The organism is Flavobacterium psychraerolatum (assembly GCF_025960985.1).
Taxonomy (GTDB): domain Bacteria; phylum Bacteroidota; class Bacteroidia; order Flavobacteriales; family Flavobacteriaceae; genus Flavobacterium.
In genome coordinates this window covers 19,631-37,230 of record NZ_JAOQMX010000020.1, presented here as the reverse complement: position 1 = coordinate 37,230, position 17,600 = coordinate 19,631, and the positions used below count along the sequence as shown (strand labels likewise).

General features: G+C 33.5%; 14 protein-coding genes. 5 read left to right on the top strand and 9 right to left on the bottom strand.

Translation table 11 applies throughout. The features are described 5' to 3' along the window. Positions 1–80: 80 nt before the first annotated feature. Both M2326_RS09200 and M2326_RS09195 read right to left on the bottom strand, forming a co-directional pair. Positions 81–374, bottom strand: a complete 294-nt coding sequence (locus M2326_RS09200) for a chaperone modulator CbpM (protein WP_264619267.1) — start codon at positions 372–374, stop codon at positions 81–83. A 4-nt stretch (positions 375–378) separates the two neighbouring features. After that, on the bottom strand, positions 379–1,269 hold the full coding sequence (locus M2326_RS09195; RefSeq protein WP_264619266.1) for a J domain-containing protein: 891 nt from the start codon (positions 1,267–1,269) through the stop codon (positions 379–381). A gap of 316 nt (positions 1,270–1,585) precedes the next feature. Here M2326_RS09195 and M2326_RS09190 point away from each other — a divergent pair, with 316 nt between their 5' ends. Beyond that, the gene (locus M2326_RS09190) at positions 1,586–3,118 is read left to right on the top strand and encodes a SulP family inorganic anion transporter (RefSeq protein WP_264619265.1); all 1,533 of its coding nucleotides are present in this window, start codon (positions 1,586–1,588) and stop codon (positions 3,116–3,118) included. A gap of 278 nt (positions 3,119–3,396) precedes the next feature. Here M2326_RS09190 and M2326_RS09185 read toward each other — a convergent pair whose 3' ends face one another. The 7 genes from M2326_RS09185 to M2326_RS09155 form a co-directional block, all read right to left on the bottom strand. Further along, positions 3,397–4,341, bottom strand: coding sequence for a septum formation inhibitor Maf (locus M2326_RS09185; protein ID WP_264619264.1), 945 nt, complete (start codon positions 4,339–4,341; stop codon positions 3,397–3,399). Between the two features lie 350 nt (positions 4,342–4,691). Beyond that, entirely contained in the window at positions 4,692–4,973 is a 282-nt protein-coding gene (locus M2326_RS09180; protein ID WP_264619263.1) for a hypothetical protein, read from the bottom strand. Between the two features lie 196 nt (positions 4,974–5,169). After that, positions 5,170–5,811 carry a hypothetical protein gene (locus M2326_RS09175; protein WP_264619262.1) on the bottom strand — a complete coding sequence of 214 codons (642 nt, stop codon included), beginning with the start codon at positions 5,809–5,811 and terminating at the stop codon, positions 5,170–5,172. Between the two features lie 318 nt (positions 5,812–6,129). Next, entirely contained in the window at positions 6,130–6,543 is a 414-nt protein-coding gene (locus tag M2326_RS09170) for a hypothetical protein (protein ID WP_264619261.1), read from the bottom strand. Positions 6,544–6,648: 105 nt separating this feature from the next. Continuing rightward, positions 6,649–7,491, bottom strand: a complete 843-nt coding sequence (locus M2326_RS09165; protein WP_264619260.1) for a hypothetical protein — start codon at positions 7,489–7,491, stop codon at positions 6,649–6,651. Positions 7,492–7,754: 263 nt separating this feature from the next. Further along, complete coding sequence (locus tag M2326_RS09160; protein WP_264619259.1) at positions 7,755–8,549, bottom strand: PGN_0703 family putative restriction endonuclease; 795 nt, start codon at positions 8,547–8,549, stop codon at positions 7,755–7,757. A gap of 389 nt (positions 8,550–8,938) precedes the next feature. Next, the gene (locus tag M2326_RS09155) at positions 8,939–9,454 is read right to left on the bottom strand and encodes a DUF2892 domain-containing protein (protein WP_264619258.1); all 516 of its coding nucleotides are present in this window, start codon (positions 9,452–9,454) and stop codon (positions 8,939–8,941) included. 302 nt (positions 9,455–9,756) lie between these two features. On the opposite strand from M2326_RS09155, the gene rpmH reads away from it, so the two are divergent. The 4 genes from rpmH to M2326_RS09135 all read left to right on the top strand — a co-directional run bounded on the left by rpmH (position 9,757) and on the right by M2326_RS09135 (position 17,360). After that, positions 9,757–9,918, top strand: a complete 162-nt coding sequence (gene rpmH, locus M2326_RS09150; RefSeq protein WP_026706823.1) for a 50S ribosomal protein L34 — start codon at positions 9,757–9,759, stop codon at positions 9,916–9,918. Positions 9,919–10,061: 143 nt separating this feature from the next. After that, complete coding sequence (gene carB, locus M2326_RS09145; RefSeq protein WP_264619257.1) at positions 10,062–12,914, top strand: carbamoyl-phosphate synthase large subunit; 2,853 nt, start codon at positions 10,062–10,064, stop codon at positions 12,912–12,914. A 1,126-nt stretch (positions 12,915–14,040) separates the two neighbouring features. Next, the gene (locus M2326_RS09140; RefSeq protein ID WP_264619256.1) at positions 14,041–14,487 is read left to right on the top strand and encodes a GNAT family N-acetyltransferase; all 447 of its coding nucleotides are present in this window, start codon (positions 14,041–14,043) and stop codon (positions 14,485–14,487) included. 1,067 nt (positions 14,488–15,554) lie between these two features. After that, positions 15,555–17,360, top strand: a complete 1,806-nt coding sequence (locus M2326_RS09135) for a hypothetical protein (protein WP_264619255.1) — start codon at positions 15,555–15,557, stop codon at positions 17,358–17,360. The last annotated feature ends 240 nt before the right edge of the window (positions 17,361–17,600 follow it).

Sequence of the window (17,600 nt, the reverse complement as noted above, 5' to 3'; positions counted from 1 at the left end):
TATTCCAAAATTAAAGCAAATAATTTTTAGAATTTTGAATCTGTGTTAATTTATGTAATTCGTAGTTAAATACTATGATTTTAATTTTCATATAGGCGCAACCTATTTCTCACTGCATGCAGCTCCGTTTTTAGTGCATCTATTTTTTTGAGTAAATTAAGTACTACGTCAATTCCTTCAATGTTTACGTCTAGGTCTTGGTGCATTCGGATGATTTTTTCAATTTCGTGTAAGGAATCTTGATGAATATAGCGTGTTGCTGCAATCTCTTCAATATCAATTAAACCGTTATCGCTTAAATTATAAAAGAAAGATAAGGTTACTTTATAGTGAATGCAAAGTGTATCAAGTGCGATAAAATTTTCAGTACTCATAATATTAGTTCTTAGAAAGTTCGGTAAATAATTCCGTTTGTTTTTCGGTCAAATTGGTCGGGATCGGAATAGTGTAGCTCACAAATAAATTGCCAAACTGTCCCTCTTTTTTGTAAACAGGGAAACCTTTTCCTTTTAGTTTGACTTGTGTACCGTTTTGTGTTCCTGCGGCAACTTTTAATTTTACTTTTCCGTCAAAGGTAGGGATGGTGATTTCACCACCTAATACTGCAGTATACAAGTCTAAATCAATGGTACTGTATAAATTCTCTTTGTCTCGCTTAAAGGTGGCGTCATTATTTATAGAAAACGTAATGTATAAATCACCTTTAGGTCCGCCATTTTGACCGTCGGCACCATGACCAGGGATTTTTATAATTTGTCCATTCTCTACACCAGCAGGAATTGTTAAGCGAATATTTTTTCCATTAACTGTTAGCGTTCTTTTGTGATCTTCAAAAACATCTTTTAGATCTAACTGCAATTCAGCATTAAAATCTTGTCCTTTAAATTGCCTTTGACCACCTCGTTGTCTATTTTGACCTCCGCCACCAAAAACAGATTCAAAAAAATCAGAGTAGTCTTGACCACCAGATTGTGCATTACCAAAACCACTGCCAGCATTGCTATATTGCCTTTGTTGTGACTGCTGCTTATTAATTTCGTCAGCATGTTCCCAATTTTCACCGTGTTGGTCGTATTTTTTACGGTTTTCGATATTACTTAATACCTCGTTTGCTTCATTAAGTTCCTTGAATTTTTGTTCCGCGACCTTATCATTAGGATTGAGGTCGGGATGGTATTTGCGCGCCATTTTTCGATAGGCTTTTTTGATCTCTGCTTCAGTTGCTTTTTTGTCAACGTCCAATACTTTGTAATAATCTATAAAAGGCATAATCTCGTAATTTTTAGTTTAAAAAATGATTGTAAGATGCTTTAATGAACAAGAATAACATGTTTTTTGTACTAATTTGAAGTAGTATCTTCTCATTCAAATTTAAGGAAAATTCGGCTCTTAACCGAGAGAGTATCTGTTTATTTAAACTAAGATAATGGTAAACTAAATAGCATTTGTAAGTTGCTCTAAGTTATTGATATATTATGTTTTAGACTTCAATGTGGCTTACCCTTTTTATCTTAATTAAAAAAAAGTACCTTTGCGCCACTTTACAAATCGTTATTTAGTGACGATTTTCAATTTAAAATTAAAAATGAAACAGTATTTTAACCTATTTGACTTTAGTCAAAAAGTAGATTACAGAACAGAGATTTTAGCAGGCCTAACCGTAGCAATGACCATGATTCCAGAATCGTTATCATTTGCAATTCTAGCAGGATTCCCTCCATTGGTAGGTTTGTATGCCGCTTTTATTATGGGATTAGTAACTGCTATTTTTGGTGGTCGTCCAGGATTGGTTTCTGGTGGAGCAGGGGCAACCGTTATTGTATTAATTGCATTGATGAAATCACATGGATTGGAATATGTTTTTGCAGCCGTAGCGTTAGCAGGAGTGTTACAAGTATTGGTGGGACTCTTCAAGCTTGGTAAATTCATCCGCTTAGTGCCACAACCCGTGATGTATGGATTCGTAAATGGTTTGGCAATTATTATCTTCATGTCGCAACTAGAACAATTTAAAACTGTAGTCAACGGGCAAACCGAGTGGCTTTCAGGTACTCCTTTATATGTTATGGCAGGATTAGTAGCCTTAACTATTGGAATTGTATTAATATTACCTCGATTTACCAAAGCTATTCCATCGTCATTAGTTGCAATTTTAGTAGTATTCGGAATCGTTTTAGGATTTGGAATCGAAACAAAAACGGTATCTGATATCGCTTCCGTTAGTGGTGGTTTACCGCCGTTTCACATTCCTAATATAGATTGGAGTTGGAACACTTTACAAGTTATTTTTCCGTATGCTTTAATCATGGGATCTGTTGGTTTGACCGAAGGTTTGCTAACCTTGAACCTTGTTGATGAGATTACAGGAACAAAAGGGAGTGGGAATAGAGAATGCATTGCTCAAGGTGGTGCCAATTTATTAAACGGATTTTTCTTCGGAATGGGAGGTTGTCCTATGATTGCACAAACATTGGTCAACTTATCCGCAGGCTCTAGAGCTCGTTTGTCTGGAATCGTGGCTGCATTGACCATTTTGATAATCGTATTGGTAGGAGCGCCCGTAATCGAGCAATTGCCTATGGCAGCGCTAGTAGGAGTGATGATTATGGTAGCAATAGGAACTTTTGAGTGGATTAGCTTCCGTATCATCAACAAAATGCCAAAACAAGATATTTTCGTTGGAGTGCTAGTAGCTGTAATCACGATTATGCTGCACAATTTAGCTTTAGCCGTATTGATTGGAGTAATCATTTCAGCTTTGGTTTTCGCTTGGGAAAGCGCCAAACGTATTCGTGCCAAAAAATATGTTGATGACAAAGGAGTGAAGCACTACGAAATCTTCGGACCGCTTTTCTTCGCTTCTACAACGGCTTTCTTAGATAAATTTGATGTTGCTAACGATCCTGTAGAAGTAATTATTGATTTCAAAGAAAGTAAAATTGCCGACATGAGTGCCATCGATGCAGTCAATAAACTAACAGAACGTTATGCTAAAATAGGTAAGAAAATTCATTTGCGACACCTAAGTACCGATTGTCTCCAATTGCTGCACAATGCAAACGAAATAATAGATGTGAACATTTTAGAAGACCCAACCTACAAAGTAGCGATCGACTAGTCTGTTTTCTAACAGCACTAAAAACCACAATTTTCAGTAATGGAGATTGTGGTTTTTTTTGTCGCGACCCTCAGAAACCCTAAGGAATTGATTATTATGAAAACAAAAGAAAGCTGCCCAAAGAAAACACAGAGATTTATAAAGGTATTTAAATAATGCAAAGGGAGTTACTCAAAAAAAAGCGACAAAGTCTTTGCGAGCGAAGAGAAGTAATTATGGTTGCTAAATCAAGTTCTTTTTATTCAATAAGTGACGCAGTTCCTGTATGATTAAAAATTTTAATGCATTAATTCTAATTCCCTTCTTTTATCTTTATCAGCTGCACCTTTTTGGTTCCAATAGGGTTCATTGATGCTTTTTTTTAATATAGCTTCTGTTATCAATCCATCGCCATCATCTTCTGTCCACGATAGAATTTTGTAAGGAAATGCTTTTTGTACTTCGATAGCAACCTTTCTATCATGCATCAAGTATTCAATTTTATAGTTTAAGGCGGTATCGGTTTCTGTTTTGCTTATTTTAGCCTTGGAAACCTCTAGTTCTTTATGTGTAAAACGGCTATATAACGTTGAGAAAATCAAATCCATTTTGCCTAAAGGTAGTTGGCCTTGATTTAACCTCATGCGTGTCATGAGTTCTTCCTCTAGTAGAGCGACAGGGATATCTTTTTCCATATCTCCTTCAGTTTCAAAATAAGAGAATTGTTGGAATTCATATTTTTTTCCTTTGAGGTTAAGTTGTGAAAAAACATGTCCACACCATTCTTGCATACTTGTATTTGATTTTAAGGTATAAGGATGTTTTTGAGAATCAATAGGCGTAAAAGTAGACGTTAGGATAGCATAATCATAGATGCCTGTAGTGAATTTTCTAATATTGTTCAATTTCATAACTGTTACATTATCACTTCCAGCATCTTGAGGGTTGTCTAATTTTGCTTGTTTGCTAAGTGAGAATGCTTCTGTTACAAATACCAATATAACTTCCCCTTTATGGATTTCTCCATAACGAGATTGCTTCAATTCATAGCTTTTCAGTTCCGCTTTACCCGAATACCAATAATCATTAAATTGCTTTGTCGTTGGAACTACATTTAGACTATTTTCAGCTTTTTTTAACTCATTTGACAAATTTTTATCGGGTTTGCATCCCATAACCGAAAACATAGTAAATAAACACAATGTTTTCAAGTGTAGCTTTATATCTTTTGTAATTGAAATCATTGTTTGATTGATTTAATACTTTAGCTACTAATTTACTAAATATAAACCGAATATAAAACTCATAATGATTCTTAGTATTAGTGAGATTTCTCTGTTGAATAACAATTTTTGTGTTGTTACGCAAAGACATACAAAGGAACACAGAGATTCACAACGTTTTGAACCCTATAATATGTTGATTTTATCTAAGTCATATACGTAAACCAGCCCTACAAAGTCATTGTGACCGAAGAGTAGTAATCACGTTTGCTAGACTACATCTTGCTTTATCAAATCGTATATTATGAAATTAACAGGTAAGTAGTTATAATGAATTTACCAATGAGACAGTTGCATCAGCGTTATGTGATTTAACTCAAGACCTCAAAAGATCCATCATTGCCAATAAATAGTTCTTTGTGTAACGAATCTGGTTTTGAGTTTCCTTCAAAACAGGAACATGAAGCAGGATAGTCACAGCTGTAAAGTATAGATACTTTTACGTGATTACCATTTGTATTTTCTACATCACTCAAGATAACAATCTCTAGTTCATCAAAATTAGCCCAACCGCCATTATTACAAAAATCTAATGGGTTGAAAAGTTTAATATTCTTTTTTATTTGAGAGGTGACAAAGTCCTTATCGAGCATAGTTTGATTTGTTAGTTGAATGCCCAAATTTAATCAATTTATCTCAGAGTTTTTATGATGTGGGTGTTGATTGAGGGCGCAGATAACCATAAGCGTCGGGACTGCGCTAACCGATTGTCTGTATGTTTGGGAGATCTGGGTACGCTGAACTTAATGTGTGGCAGAATACTCGAATAAAAAATTGGACTCCAATATGTTACAAGTTGTTGTTTTTCATCAGTTCTTGACCTTCAAAATCAGTCATTAAGTTGTCCCAATCATAAGGAGTCTGCAAATAAAATTCAGCAGTACCACCAATTGGGTCAAAATGCTTTAATACTTTTTCTTTTCCAGTAGGATAGTTATAATCTTCGTAATACTGACGCTCTAAAAATAAATTTTTCAGATTTTCTATTAAATCGCTATCAAGTCTGTCACTATAATCCACATATCGAATGCCATGAATGCAGTGTGTACCATTTGCTTTAAGCTTTTTGTCTTCAAATGGTTTTTCTACAATCATATAGACCTCTATTGCATTTAAGAAATCATCGGATATTTTAAATTTATTCTCATTTCCTAACTCAACAGAATTTCCGGAATCCAAGAAATATTGTAAATCTATTCGAGCCTGATAATCATGGGTATATTTTTTATTTAAACCTTCATAAAGCACATCAATAATACTTTGATAATGATCGAAAGCAGCTTTACGGGCTTCAATAGGTGATGCATGACGAAACTCTTGATTTGTATCTACATAAGCATCTGAATTATCAATACCAGTTATCCAATTGTCAAGTTTATTCCCAATTTTTCGTCGCCAGAAGCGGGATTCAACTCTGTAATATATATCCATTTTATGTTCAGTTAATTATGTTTAATCCTTATTGAAAAATAGTATGGGAATGAAATTCTATAAAATATAATTGTTCCGCATTAAAGCTTCTCTGTGTGCATTCTCCCAACTTCGTACCCAGTCCGATTTGTTATTGCAATATATCAATTTTCTGTCAAAAAAAGCACAAAAAAAGTACAGCCTTTTGTGACTGTACTTATTATTTGCTCATTATTGTGGGTGCGAAGTCAGAGGTATTCGCGCAGCAGCTACACTTTGCGGAGCAGGGGTTATAAATTTCTACCCAATGTTGTTTTTCCATTTTAGTTATTATAATTATTAATTTTTTGTACTTATTAACCTGTAATCTGCGACAAAGGTTTCGTTATTTTCTAGATAAACTAATACTATTTGATTTTTTTTTATTGATAACATTAAAGTATATTCTATTTTTTTCTCATCTTTAATTATGAAGTTTATCAAATCATTAACTTTATCATCTTCAATTGATATAACATCATATCTTTTTGAGATTGTTTGTGAAGAAAGTATTTCACTGATAGTTATTGATTTTGGGTCTTTTAGGATGAAAGAGAAGGATCTTAAAATTTTTTTCACATCAGATTGTGATTTTAAATTCTTTGTTGTATTGTCATAAACAAAATCTTGTTTTGAAAATGATAATAGATTTATTTGTGAATAGCTAAATTGTAATGATAATAATAAACCGAAAATTAATATTCTTTTTAACATATTGTTTTATTTAGACATTCCTTTGTTAATTTTTAAACTGATATTGTGAACAAATTCGATTTATTTTCAATTTGATTTGGGTCTTGATTGGTAGTTTATCTTTTTTTAACGTTCAATAATTCCTTCCCTATTATATTTTTCTATGAGGTAATCTGCTTCAGTTTTTTGTTTATTTTTTAAAAATTGATAAAAAGGTAAAACATAATTTGATGTTTTAGATTTTGAATTTTCAAGAGTGATAAAATCATATGCATCAGAGAAATTTTGGTTAATAATATCTTTCATATCTAATATATCAGTATTATCCGAACCCTTAAGTAGAAAGTAAAGAAATCTCCTGTAATACTCATTTACATTATTAATTGATATGAAAGTTGGATTAGAATTATTAAAGTTTTCAAGCCAAATAATTCTTTCTGCTAATCTTGTAGGTGTAATTGTTAAAGCACCATCATCTAACGTCTCTTCTTTTTCAACTATATTAAGAAATGTACAGTATTCTTTCATTTCAGGTGAAATAAAATCATAGAAGTTTTTTGAAATAAAATTTCTGTCTTTTTTAATCCAAGTACCTCCTTCGCTTATTGCTATGTCGAAACCATTTTCTATTAAATTATTTTTGTAATTTAAAATTAAGTCAGGAATTTTTTGATTATTATCAGGCGAAATAAAAGTAAAATAATCAGTTTCGTCAATTGAGTGTAATTCATTTACTTTAGTTTGTACGTTGTCATAAAAAATTTCAAATATTACAAAAGCACTATCCTTTATGGTAATCCTTTCATTATTAAAAAGTTCTCTATATTTATTTGCCGCAATTGATGTTGAATAATATTTACTTTGATTTAAAGTGAGAATATATTTTCTATAGTCTTGTAATTTTGGATTCTCATTTGCCGAGCAAATCATAAAAGAAAATGTAAATAATAATTTAAAAATTAGCTTCATTTTTTTATTTTTAAAGTGTTTTTAATTAATTTTGGTTAGACTTATTGACAACTAGCATAGAGTCGCAACAAAGCAACCACTGTACACGTAGTATCGGGTGGGTACTCGATTCTGCATAGCGTATTTCTTTCAAATATAAAACTAATATTTTTATATGTTGCAAACTTTTTGTACTAAAATGAAAGTGTATTTTGGGGAGTTTTGGGTGAGGGATAGAAATGGAAAGCCCGCAAACAAGTGTAGCGGTGGTGTACCTATTTAATTTATATTCTAATTTTATATCTATTTCGCATTTTTTTAAAATGTTCATCGAAATAAGAATCATCGTATATTTCCCAGAATTCATTATATGTTAGACTTATAAATTCTAAATCTTTGCTTTTTTTGATGTCTTTTTCAAATTCAACAAGTTCCTTATTATGTTGTATAAAATTAGGGTAATCATTGTGGTTTTCCGGAGTCCAATATAAATAAACAAGAATTGTTTTCTGATGAGTGTTTTGTCTTTTATGATTAATTAAACCAATTGAGTGTTTAATTAATTGAGCTACATCAAGATATAACTTTAAATTTTTATATTTTTTGATTAAATCAAACCACATATCATCAAGATAATCCAATTTCTTTTTAGAATATGAATCTACAAATTTCACTTCCTTTTTTTCTGTTGTTTCAAGATATTTGGATTCAAATGCTATTATAACATCTTTGTTTTCAATTGTAAAATCCAGATTTGGTGGCGTCCCTTCTAATCCTGTTCTAAATTGACGTTCAAATTTTGCTTCATTAAAATTTGAATAATTAAAACAATTAAACTGTGAAAGATGTTTTTTTACAATAGAAAAATTATTAACTGCAAGTGCAGAAGAAGAAAAGACTGCATTGAATTTACTCTTTAATTCATTTCCACTACCACTCATTAAATCGTCTTGAAATAAATCAATATCAACTCCTTCAAGTAAATTTTGAGAATTATCTAATAAATAGCCATTCGTGTTAACTTTTGGATTCTGACATCTTTTTATAATCTCTTTTTCAAAATATTTTCTTGTCGCCATTCTTATTTTCGGTTATTGGGTGTAACTAGTATACTATGTATGACAAAATAATACAAAGCCATCTAAATTTGTCTAGATATATATGTCAACGGTTATACCTATTTGTTTAAGTAAATATATTAAATTATTCTTACAAATTATTCCAATAATAGTAATTTGAACCAAAATCATCAAACTATCAGCGTTTGCGTGAAGGATAGAGGCAAGCTACCGTAGTAGCGCCGAAAGCCTGACAGCACTATAGAAAGGGGCTTTGTATGCGCAAACAATATTTAGCCCCTTTGTATGGTGATGGCACGCCCAAATACTTATCATTTTCACCTCCCAACACCCCATAAAAAAACCACTTAGATTGCGCTAAGTGGTTTGGTATATATAAGGAGTGGTGCTTACATTTTTTTCATTTGATCTTTCATCATTTTGATTTGATCTTTTAGCATGCCTTGTTTGTCAAGTTTTTTTGCTTCGGTCAATAGGTTGGTAGCTTCAAGTTTACGTCTGCGGGTCATGGCTACACCGGCAAGGTTTAGTTTGGCTACGGCCAAATCCATGTCCATTGATAATCCTAGTTCGATTGCTTTTTTGAAATATTTTTCGGCTTGCGTCAAGTTGGTTTGTGACAACATGATCCCATGTAGGTAATTGAAGTATCCTTGTTGTTTTTGAACCAAAGCACCTTCTGGGTTTTTGATGAAGGCTAGCATTTTGGTAGCACCTTGGAAATCTTGTTTTCTAAGTTTAAGGAAAGCCAATAAGATGAATTCGTTTTTGAAGTAAAAGAAAATTGGGATTATAGTAAGTAGAATTAAGAAGATTCCGTTACCAATATTGTGTTCTGTAAATTGCCAAACGCTTGCAATTAGTATTAATCCAGCTAAGATTAGTTTGATATTTTTGTGAAACATAAGTTTTTTTATTTTTAAGTTCACAAAGATAGTAAAATCAGTAGTATAGTAGGTAAACAAAAGGCAAATCTGTATATGGATTGATTATGAGGGAGTTTGGAGCGTTTTCGGTTGGTTTTTGATAAATATGAGACTTCTATAGCGGTATTTTGTGACTTATTTTAGGCTGTAAAATAGTCTAGTTGTAACTTTATTGAAATATTTTTAAAAAAGCGCTTGGTAGAAAAAAAAGACTTTGTATATTTGCACTCGGTTTCAAAAGAACAATAAGACATATAAATAAGATTTAAAGATACAAAGCAATGAGCAAAAGAACGTTTCAACCATCGAAAAGAAAAAGAAGAAATAAGCACGGATTTATGGACAGAATGGCTTCTGCGAATGGAAGAAAAGTTCTTGCTAGAAGAAGAGCTAAAGGAAGACATAAATTGACTGTTTCTTGTGACCCAAGACACAAAAAATAATGTTTTAAATAACATAAATAAGGCGTTACTTTTTTTAGTATCGCCTTTTTTTATACCTAGTCGGGTAAAACTTGAAGAACATGTTTATCTTTAAGCCTTTAGCTGAGAAATATTTATAATATCACACCTTTAATTATATAAAAATGCCGAAAGACACATCGATTAAATCCGTTTTAATAATAGGTTCAGGTCCAATTGTAATTGGTCAAGCTTGTGAATTTGATTACGCAGGATCTCAATCTGCACGATCTATTCGTGAGGAAGGAATAGAAGTTATCTTGATAAACTCTAATCCAGCCACTATTATGACCGATCCTTCTATGGCGGATCATATTTATTTGAAGCCTTTAACTACCAAATCAATTATCGAAATCCTTAAAGAGCACCCACAAATTGATGCTGTTTTACCTACAATGGGTGGACAAACGGCTTTGAACTTGTGTTTGGAAGCGGATGAAAAAGGGATTTGGAATGATTTTGGAGTTAAAATGATTGGTGTTGATGTGAACGCCATAAATATTACCGAAGACAGAGAGCAGTTTAAACAATTGCTTAAAAGAATCGATGTTCCAACTGCACCAGCAGAAATTTGTACTTCTTACTTAAGAGGGAAAGAAATTGCTCAGGAATTTGGTTTCCCATTAGTAATCCGTCCTTCATTTACTTTAGGAGGTACAGGAGCTTCTATCGTGTACAAACCAGAAGATTTTGACCGTTTATTAACGCAAGGTTTGGAGGCTTCTCCAATTCACGAAGTGTTGATTGACAAAGCTTTGATGGGATGGAAAGAATATGAATTAGAGTTATTAAGAGATAAAAATGACAACGTAGTAATCATCTGTTCGATTGAAAATATGGACCCAATGGGAATCCATACTGGAGATTCGATCACAGTGGCGCCTGCGATGACATTGTCAGATACTACTTTCCAAAAATTACGTGATTATGCGATCTTAATGATGCGTAGTATTGGTAATTTTGCAGGAGGTTGTAATGTACAATTCGCTGTATCACCTGACGAAAAAGAAGATATCGTTGCGATTGAAATCAATCCACGTGTCTCTCGTTCATCAGCTTTGGCATCTAAAGCGACAGGTTACCCGATTGCAAAAATTGCAACCAAACTAGCTTTAGGATACAACTTGGACGAATTGCAAAACCAAATTACAAAATCGACTTCGGCTTTGTTCGAACCGACTTTGGATTATGTGATTGTGAAAATCCCTCGTTGGAATTTTGATAAATTCGAAGGTTCAGACAGAACTCTTGGACTTCAGATGAAATCAGTAGGTGAGGTAATGGGAATTGGACGTTCGTTCCAAGAAGCATTGCACAAAGCAACTCAATCCTTAGAAATCAAACGTAACGGTCTAGGTGCTGACGGAAAAGAGAATACTAACTACGAGCAAGTAATTGAAAAATTAACTTATGCAAGTTGGGATCGTGTATTCATTATATATGATGCAATCGCAATGGGTATTCCGTTGAGTCGTATCCATGAGATTACTAAAATTGATATGTGGTTCTTAAAACAATACGAAGAACTATATACTACTGAAAAAGAAATTACTAAATATACAATTGCCACTTTACCAAGAGAGTTGTTGTTGGAAGCGAAACAAAAAGGTTTTGCCGACAGACAAATCGCGCACATGATGAAATGTTTAGAAAGTGAAGTACATACTTTTCGTATGGACAAAAACATCAACCGTGTATTTAAATTGGTAGATACCTGTGCAGCTGAGTTTGAAGCTAAAACACCATACTATTATTCTACTTTTGAAGCTGAAATTGAAAAAGCAGATGGTACTCGTTATGTAGATAATGAAAGTATTGTAAAAGAGAAAAAGAAAATCGTAGTTCTTGGTTCTGGACCAAACCGTATCGGACAAGGTATCGAGTTTGATTACTCTTGTGTACACGGAGTTCTAGCGGCTAAAGAATGTGGTTACGAAACAATCATGATCAACTGTAACCCAGAAACGGTTTCGACTGATTTTGATACAGCTGATAAATTATACTTCGAACCAGTATTCTGGGAGCATATATACGACATCATCCAACACGAAAAACCAGAAGGTGTAATCGTGCAATTAGGTGGTCAAACGGCACTGAAATTAGCTGAAAAATTATCTAAATACGGAGTAAAAATCATCGGAACTAGTTTTGATGCACTAGATTTAGCCGAAGACAGAGGACGTTTCTCTGACTTGTTGACTGAGTTAGAAATTCCGTTCCCACAATTTGGAATCGCTGAAACCGCTGACGAAGCTTCGGCTTTGGCAGATACTTTAGACTTTCCATTATTGATTCGTCCTTCTTATGTATTAGGTGGTCAAGGGATGAAAATCGTAATCAACAAACAAGAATTGGAAGAGCACGTAGTAAACTTGCTAAAAACCATTCCTGGAAATAAATTATTGTTAGACCACTACCTTGATGGTGCGATCGAAGCAGAAGCTGATGCAATTTGCGACGGTGAAAACGTATACATCATCGGAATCATGGAGCATATCGAGCCTTGTGGAGTGCACTCTGGAGACAGTAACGCTACTTTGCCTCCTTTTAACTTAGGGGAATTTGTAATGCAACAAATCAAAGACCATACTAAGAAAATCGCTTTAGGATTAAAAACTGTGGGTTTAATCAACATTCAGTTTGCGGTAAAAGATGATGTAGTTTATATCATTGAAGCCAACCCAAGAGCATCTCGTACGGTTCCGTTTATTGCAAAAGCATACGGTGAGCCTTATGTGAACTACGCTACCAAAGTAATGTTAGGACACAATAAAGTAACCGACTTTGATTTCAATCCACAATTAAAAGGATATGCCATCAAGCAACCAGTTTTCTCTTTCAGCAAATTCCCGAATGTAAACAAAGCACTAGGGCCAGAGATGAAATCAACCGGAGAAAGTATCTTGTTTATCGATGACTTAAAAGACGATCAGTTCTACGAATTGTACTCTAGAAGAAAAATGTACTTGAGTAAATAAGCTCAAATCATAAATACCAAAATAGGCTGTCTCACAAGGACAGCCTATTTTTTTGTGCTTATTTTTTGGATTAGGAGCGAATGATTTGGCACTTTCAGAAGGCTAAGTTCCCGCTTTCCGCTCCAATCTTGTGGCGGCATAAATGCCAGCCGCCACAAGGATTTCCACTTCAATCGGGGCTAGGAGGTAGATTTGGTTTTGTTTTTGGAGACAGAGTAAAATGTTATAACTAGTAACCGGATGTCAGTTAGAGCTAGCCTGTCCTGAGGTTTTTTCGAAGGTTTTAAGACTTTTTTGTTTAGTGTTTTGTATCAGTTGCTACTTCACGCTGTCAGTCTGAGCCTGTCGAAGACCTTTTTCAGCATCACAGTAAGTTGATAGTATTGAAAGAATCATAAATAGAATTATGATGTCTGTCTGAGCTTGTCGAAGGGTCGAAAACTTTTTTGTTTGAGTGTTTTGTATCAGTTGCTACTTCACGCTGTCAGTCTGAGCTTGTCGAAGACCTTTTTCAGCATCACAGTAAGTTGATAGTATTGAAAGAATCATAAATAGAACTACGATGTCCGTTTGAGCTTGTCGAAGGGGCGAAGACTTTTTTGTTTGAGTGCTTTGTATCAGTTGCTACTTCACGCTGTCAGTCTGAGCCTGTCGAAGACCTCTTTTAGTATCACAGTAAGTTGATAGTATTGAAGAATCATAAATAGAATTATGATGTCTGTCTGAGCTTGTTGAAGGGTCGAAAACTTTTTTGTTTGAGTGTTTTGTATCAGTTGCTACTTCACGCTGTCAGTCTGAGCTTGTCGAAGACCTTTTTCAGCATCACAGTAAGTTGATAGTATTGAAGAATCATAAATAGAATTATGATGTCTGTCTGAGCTTGTTGAAGGGTCGAAAACTTTTTTGTTTGAGTGTTTTGTATCAGTTGCTACTTCACGCTGTCAGTCTGAGCTTGTCGAAGACTTTTTTCAGCATCACAGTAAGTTGATAGTATTGAAGAATCATAAATAGAACTACGATGTCCGTTTGAGCCTATCGAAGACTTTTTTTTGATAGTATCTACTAAAAAAAAGCTATTTTTGGAACAATGATTAAAAGAATAATTTAAAGACAAAGTAAAAACAGCATGAACATAGTTTGGAAAATAAAACCCTTTGAAGCATTAACAGTAAACGAACTCTATGACATGCTCCAACTACGTTCTGAAGTATTTGTAGTGGAGCAAAACTGTGTTTATTTAGACATTGATGGTAAAGACAAACTAGGACTACATTTAATAGGTACTTACGATGGAAAAATAGTAGCTTGTTCAAGACTATTCAAACCTGGAATATCATTCGATAATGCATCAATCGGTCGTGTAGTGGTTGGAACGCAATATCGAGACAAAAAATGGGGGCATGACTTAATGCGTGAATCAATTTTAGGAATTAAGGAGCATTATGGTGAAACGAATATAACGATTGGAGCGCAACTCTATCTAAAGAAATTTTATGAAAGCCACGGTTTTGTACAATCAAGCGAGATGTATTTGGAAGATGGGATTCCGCATATTGACATGAAAAGGGAGTGATGTCAAATGACAATATAATTTTGATAGTTTGAGGGGAGTAGAGATGCAATCTATGGTTCTCGGCTACGCTCGAACTGACAAGAAGACTATTTATAAAGGTTACTGCTGTGAACTTAAAAAGACTTCACAATCTGTTTAGATTAATTGTAAAAGAATAAAAGAGTTTTTTAATTCGAAATTTATTGTCTTTTAATCCATTTGTCGGGATATAATGAAGTGTGAAAAAAACCTAAAATGAGTATAAGGCTCTCAGATTTTACAAATTGATAGGATTGTGTATCAAAATATTTTGGTAACTGCTACATAAACAATTTGATATCATATGTCAAAGCGTTCAAGTTAGTTTGCAATAAAATTGATTTCTATTTTTACTTTTTGAAGAATTTAGTTCCTAAATCTTTCTGAGATTGATTTTACCATGTAGTAGCTAGCTTATTTTGGATATGTGGAAAATAAGGGAAGTACAAGATATAATATTACTCAATGCAAATTCTAAAAACGAAAGAAATATTTTTAAAGCTATTAATTCTTTAGTTCTTAATAATAACCAAACCGATAAAATGGTTTCCTACGAACAAATATAAGATAGGGATGAAGTATAAGAAAAGCTGTGGTGGTAATTGTATCTAGTAGATAATATGGTACAAAAGCAATTGTACAAAAAAGTCTATCAAAAGGAATCAAAAAAGTTAAATAAATACAGGTACTATATTGTATAAAAAAGTATAATTACAAAATAAAGGTTTCCGGCCTATTTTGAGTTTTCACTTACGTAATGTACATTGAAAATAGCTTTTAGAGAATATTCTTTTGATCATAAAAATATTCTAACTAGCCCTAATTGAGGCGGTATCTTCGTAGTCCCTACTTAATCTTGTGGTGGATAATAATACGCTCTGAGACGTAGAGATATAGCTGAATGTAGGAGGGATGCTGTTTTGAAAATAAAATCATTCTGCTCCTAAAATGTATTACCTACAAATTCGTGCCTGACATTTATCATGTTTTTAATGGAGTTGTTTATCGAAATTTGTTCCGCTTTAACGAATGAAATAAATATAAAACGAATGATAAATACTAATTCACCTCACAGTTTTCACATCCCAGTTATGGGTTTGGGTTATACTATTGACAGTCCGATTCGCGTGGCGCATTATGGGATATCGTCTGTAGTTTCGATTGTAGATGACGATTTAATCGAAAAAATGAACCGTTTCTATAGTCAAAAATTCAACTTTAAATATCAAGAAATTACTCAAAAAATGCACGATTATCGTGCCGAAAGAGTGACGGCCTATTTGAATGTAATGGACAAGATTGTAAAACAAAAATTCAGTGATTTTAAACAGGAATTGGCAGAAAGTAAACAAGCTTTGAATAATTACTTGTCTATGTTACCTCAAACATCCGACTTGAAGGTAGGACTTCAAAACCTGATGGAAGAAGGAAAGGATGCCATTTTAAATTACCTTGAAAATCATTTGACTCCTGGAGCGATTGATGTTAATATCATGACCAAAGTAGACAAAGATAATTTTGATAAAGACGTACAACTACCAGTTGAATTTAATGATGCTCACGCTTCGTTACGGGGTTTTGCAAACAGTAACTTGACATCATCGGTGATTTTATCTGCAGGTATGAATCCGAGATTATATAGCTATTTTGAAAACTTCGATTGCTTTTTTCCGAATGATAAAGACCAGTTAGAAAAGAAAATTGTCCTGAAAGTAAGTGATTTTAGATCCGCAATGATTCAAGGAAATTTCCTAGCCAAAAAAGGGCTTTGGGTATCTGAATACCGCATAGAATCTGGGCTGAATTGTGGCGGACATGCTTTTGCTACCGAAGGATTGCTACTAGGTCCAATCTTGGAAGAATTTAAAGAAAAGAAATCGCAATTAATTCAGTCAGCTTATGATTTGATGGTGAAAGCCTTATCTATCAAAGGAAAGCATATTCCAGAACAGCCATTAGAACTATTAATTACTGCTCAAGGTGGTGTTGGAACGGCGCAAGAACAGGATTTTTTAATGGAGCACTATCATTTGGATTCAATAGGATGGGGTTCTCCTTTTTTGTTGGTTCCAGAGGCTACGTCTGTAGATCCTGAAACACGACAATTATTGGCAAAGGCCAAAGAAGATGATTTTTACTTGAGTAATATTTCACCATTAGGGATTCCGTTTAACGCTGTTAAGGGAACCACCAATGAGTTTTTTAAACAAAAACGCATCAATGATGAAGTAGCAGGAAGTTCCTGTCCTAAAAAGTTCTTGGCATTGAGTAAAGAATATGGTGCTAAAGGAATGTGTTCTGCATCCAAGAAATACCAAGATTTAAAATTAGAAGAATTAGAAATGCAAAAAGAAACATTATCAGCAGAAGTTTTTGCTAAACGAAAAAATATAATTACTGATAAATCGTGTTTGTGTGTAGGACTTGCAAATGCCTCATATCTCGAAAATGAAATTGCTATCAAAGGACAAAAACAAGGCGTTATTGTATGTCCTGGTCCTAATTTGGCATATTTTGATCATGAGGTTTCTTTGTTGGATATGGTACAACATATTTATGGTAATATGTCTGTTTTGAATGTTCCAACTCGCCCTAACTTATTTGTAAATGAAATAAAAATGTATGTGGATTATTTGCGAAAAGAAATTGCTGATTTTTCGGAAACATTATCTGCGGGACAAATTAAAAAATGGAAAGCTTTTAAACAAAATATGCTTAGCGGAATCCAGTATTATCAAGATTTGTTTAAGAATGCTAGCGTGTTGCCTGAAAATAATGAACGAACAAAAGTACAATTAGCATTTTATACTGCAGAAGTAGAGAGGATCATGATTCCGGAATTGGCGGTAGCCTAATTTTATAATAATAAAAAATTAAGGTTTAAAGTGATTATCAATTTGCTAATGCCTTCAGTTGGATTACTTTTTTTGAATAGAATTACAAGAAAAAAGTAGTAAGAAACTGTTAATGAAGCTATAAATACGAGATGCATTTTTTTCTAAAAGCTGCTGCATTTGTAGTCAAATGGACTTGAAATCACGTTATTGTGATTTTGATAAATAATCAAAAAAAAATAAATGGTTGAATATTCTGTG

Excerpts from the sequence above, each read along its gene's own strand:
- M2326_RS09200 (WP_264619267.1), bottom strand. The coding sequence starts at position 374 with ATGAGTACTGAAAATTTTATCGCACTTGATACACTTTGCATTCACTAT.
- M2326_RS09195 (WP_264619266.1), bottom strand. The coding sequence starts at position 1,269 with ATGCCTTTTATAGATTATTACAAAGTATTGGACGTTGACAAAAAAGCA.
- M2326_RS09190 (WP_264619265.1), top strand. The coding sequence starts at position 1,586 with ATGAAACAGTATTTTAACCTATTTGACTTTAGTCAAAAAGTAGATTAC.
- M2326_RS09185 (WP_264619264.1), bottom strand. The coding sequence starts at position 4,341 with ATGATTTCAATTACAAAAGATATAAAGCTACACTTGAAAACATTGTGT.
- M2326_RS09180 (WP_264619263.1), bottom strand. The coding sequence starts at position 4,973 with ATGCTCGATAAGGACTTTGTCACCTCTCAAATAAAAAAGAATATTAAA.
- M2326_RS09175 (WP_264619262.1), bottom strand. The coding sequence starts at position 5,811 with ATGGATATATATTACAGAGTTGAATCCCGCTTCTGGCGACGAAAAATT.
- M2326_RS09170 (WP_264619261.1), bottom strand. The coding sequence starts at position 6,543 with ATGTTAAAAAGAATATTAATTTTCGGTTTATTATTATCATTACAATTT.
- M2326_RS09165 (WP_264619260.1), bottom strand. The coding sequence starts at position 7,491 with ATGAAGCTAATTTTTAAATTATTATTTACATTTTCTTTTATGATTTGC.
- M2326_RS09160 (WP_264619259.1), bottom strand. The coding sequence starts at position 8,549 with ATGGCGACAAGAAAATATTTTGAAAAAGAGATTATAAAAAGATGTCAG.
- M2326_RS09155 (WP_264619258.1), bottom strand. The coding sequence starts at position 9,454 with ATGTTTCACAAAAATATCAAACTAATCTTAGCTGGATTAATACTAATT.
- rpmH (WP_026706823.1), top strand. The coding sequence starts at position 9,757 with ATGAGCAAAAGAACGTTTCAACCATCGAAAAGAAAAAGAAGAAATAAG.
- carB (WP_264619257.1), top strand. The coding sequence starts at position 10,062 with ATGCCGAAAGACACATCGATTAAATCCGTTTTAATAATAGGTTCAGGT.
- M2326_RS09140 (WP_264619256.1), top strand. The coding sequence starts at position 14,041 with ATGAACATAGTTTGGAAAATAAAACCCTTTGAAGCATTAACAGTAAAC.
- M2326_RS09135 (WP_264619255.1), top strand. The coding sequence starts at position 15,555 with ATGATAAATACTAATTCACCTCACAGTTTTCACATCCCAGTTATGGGT.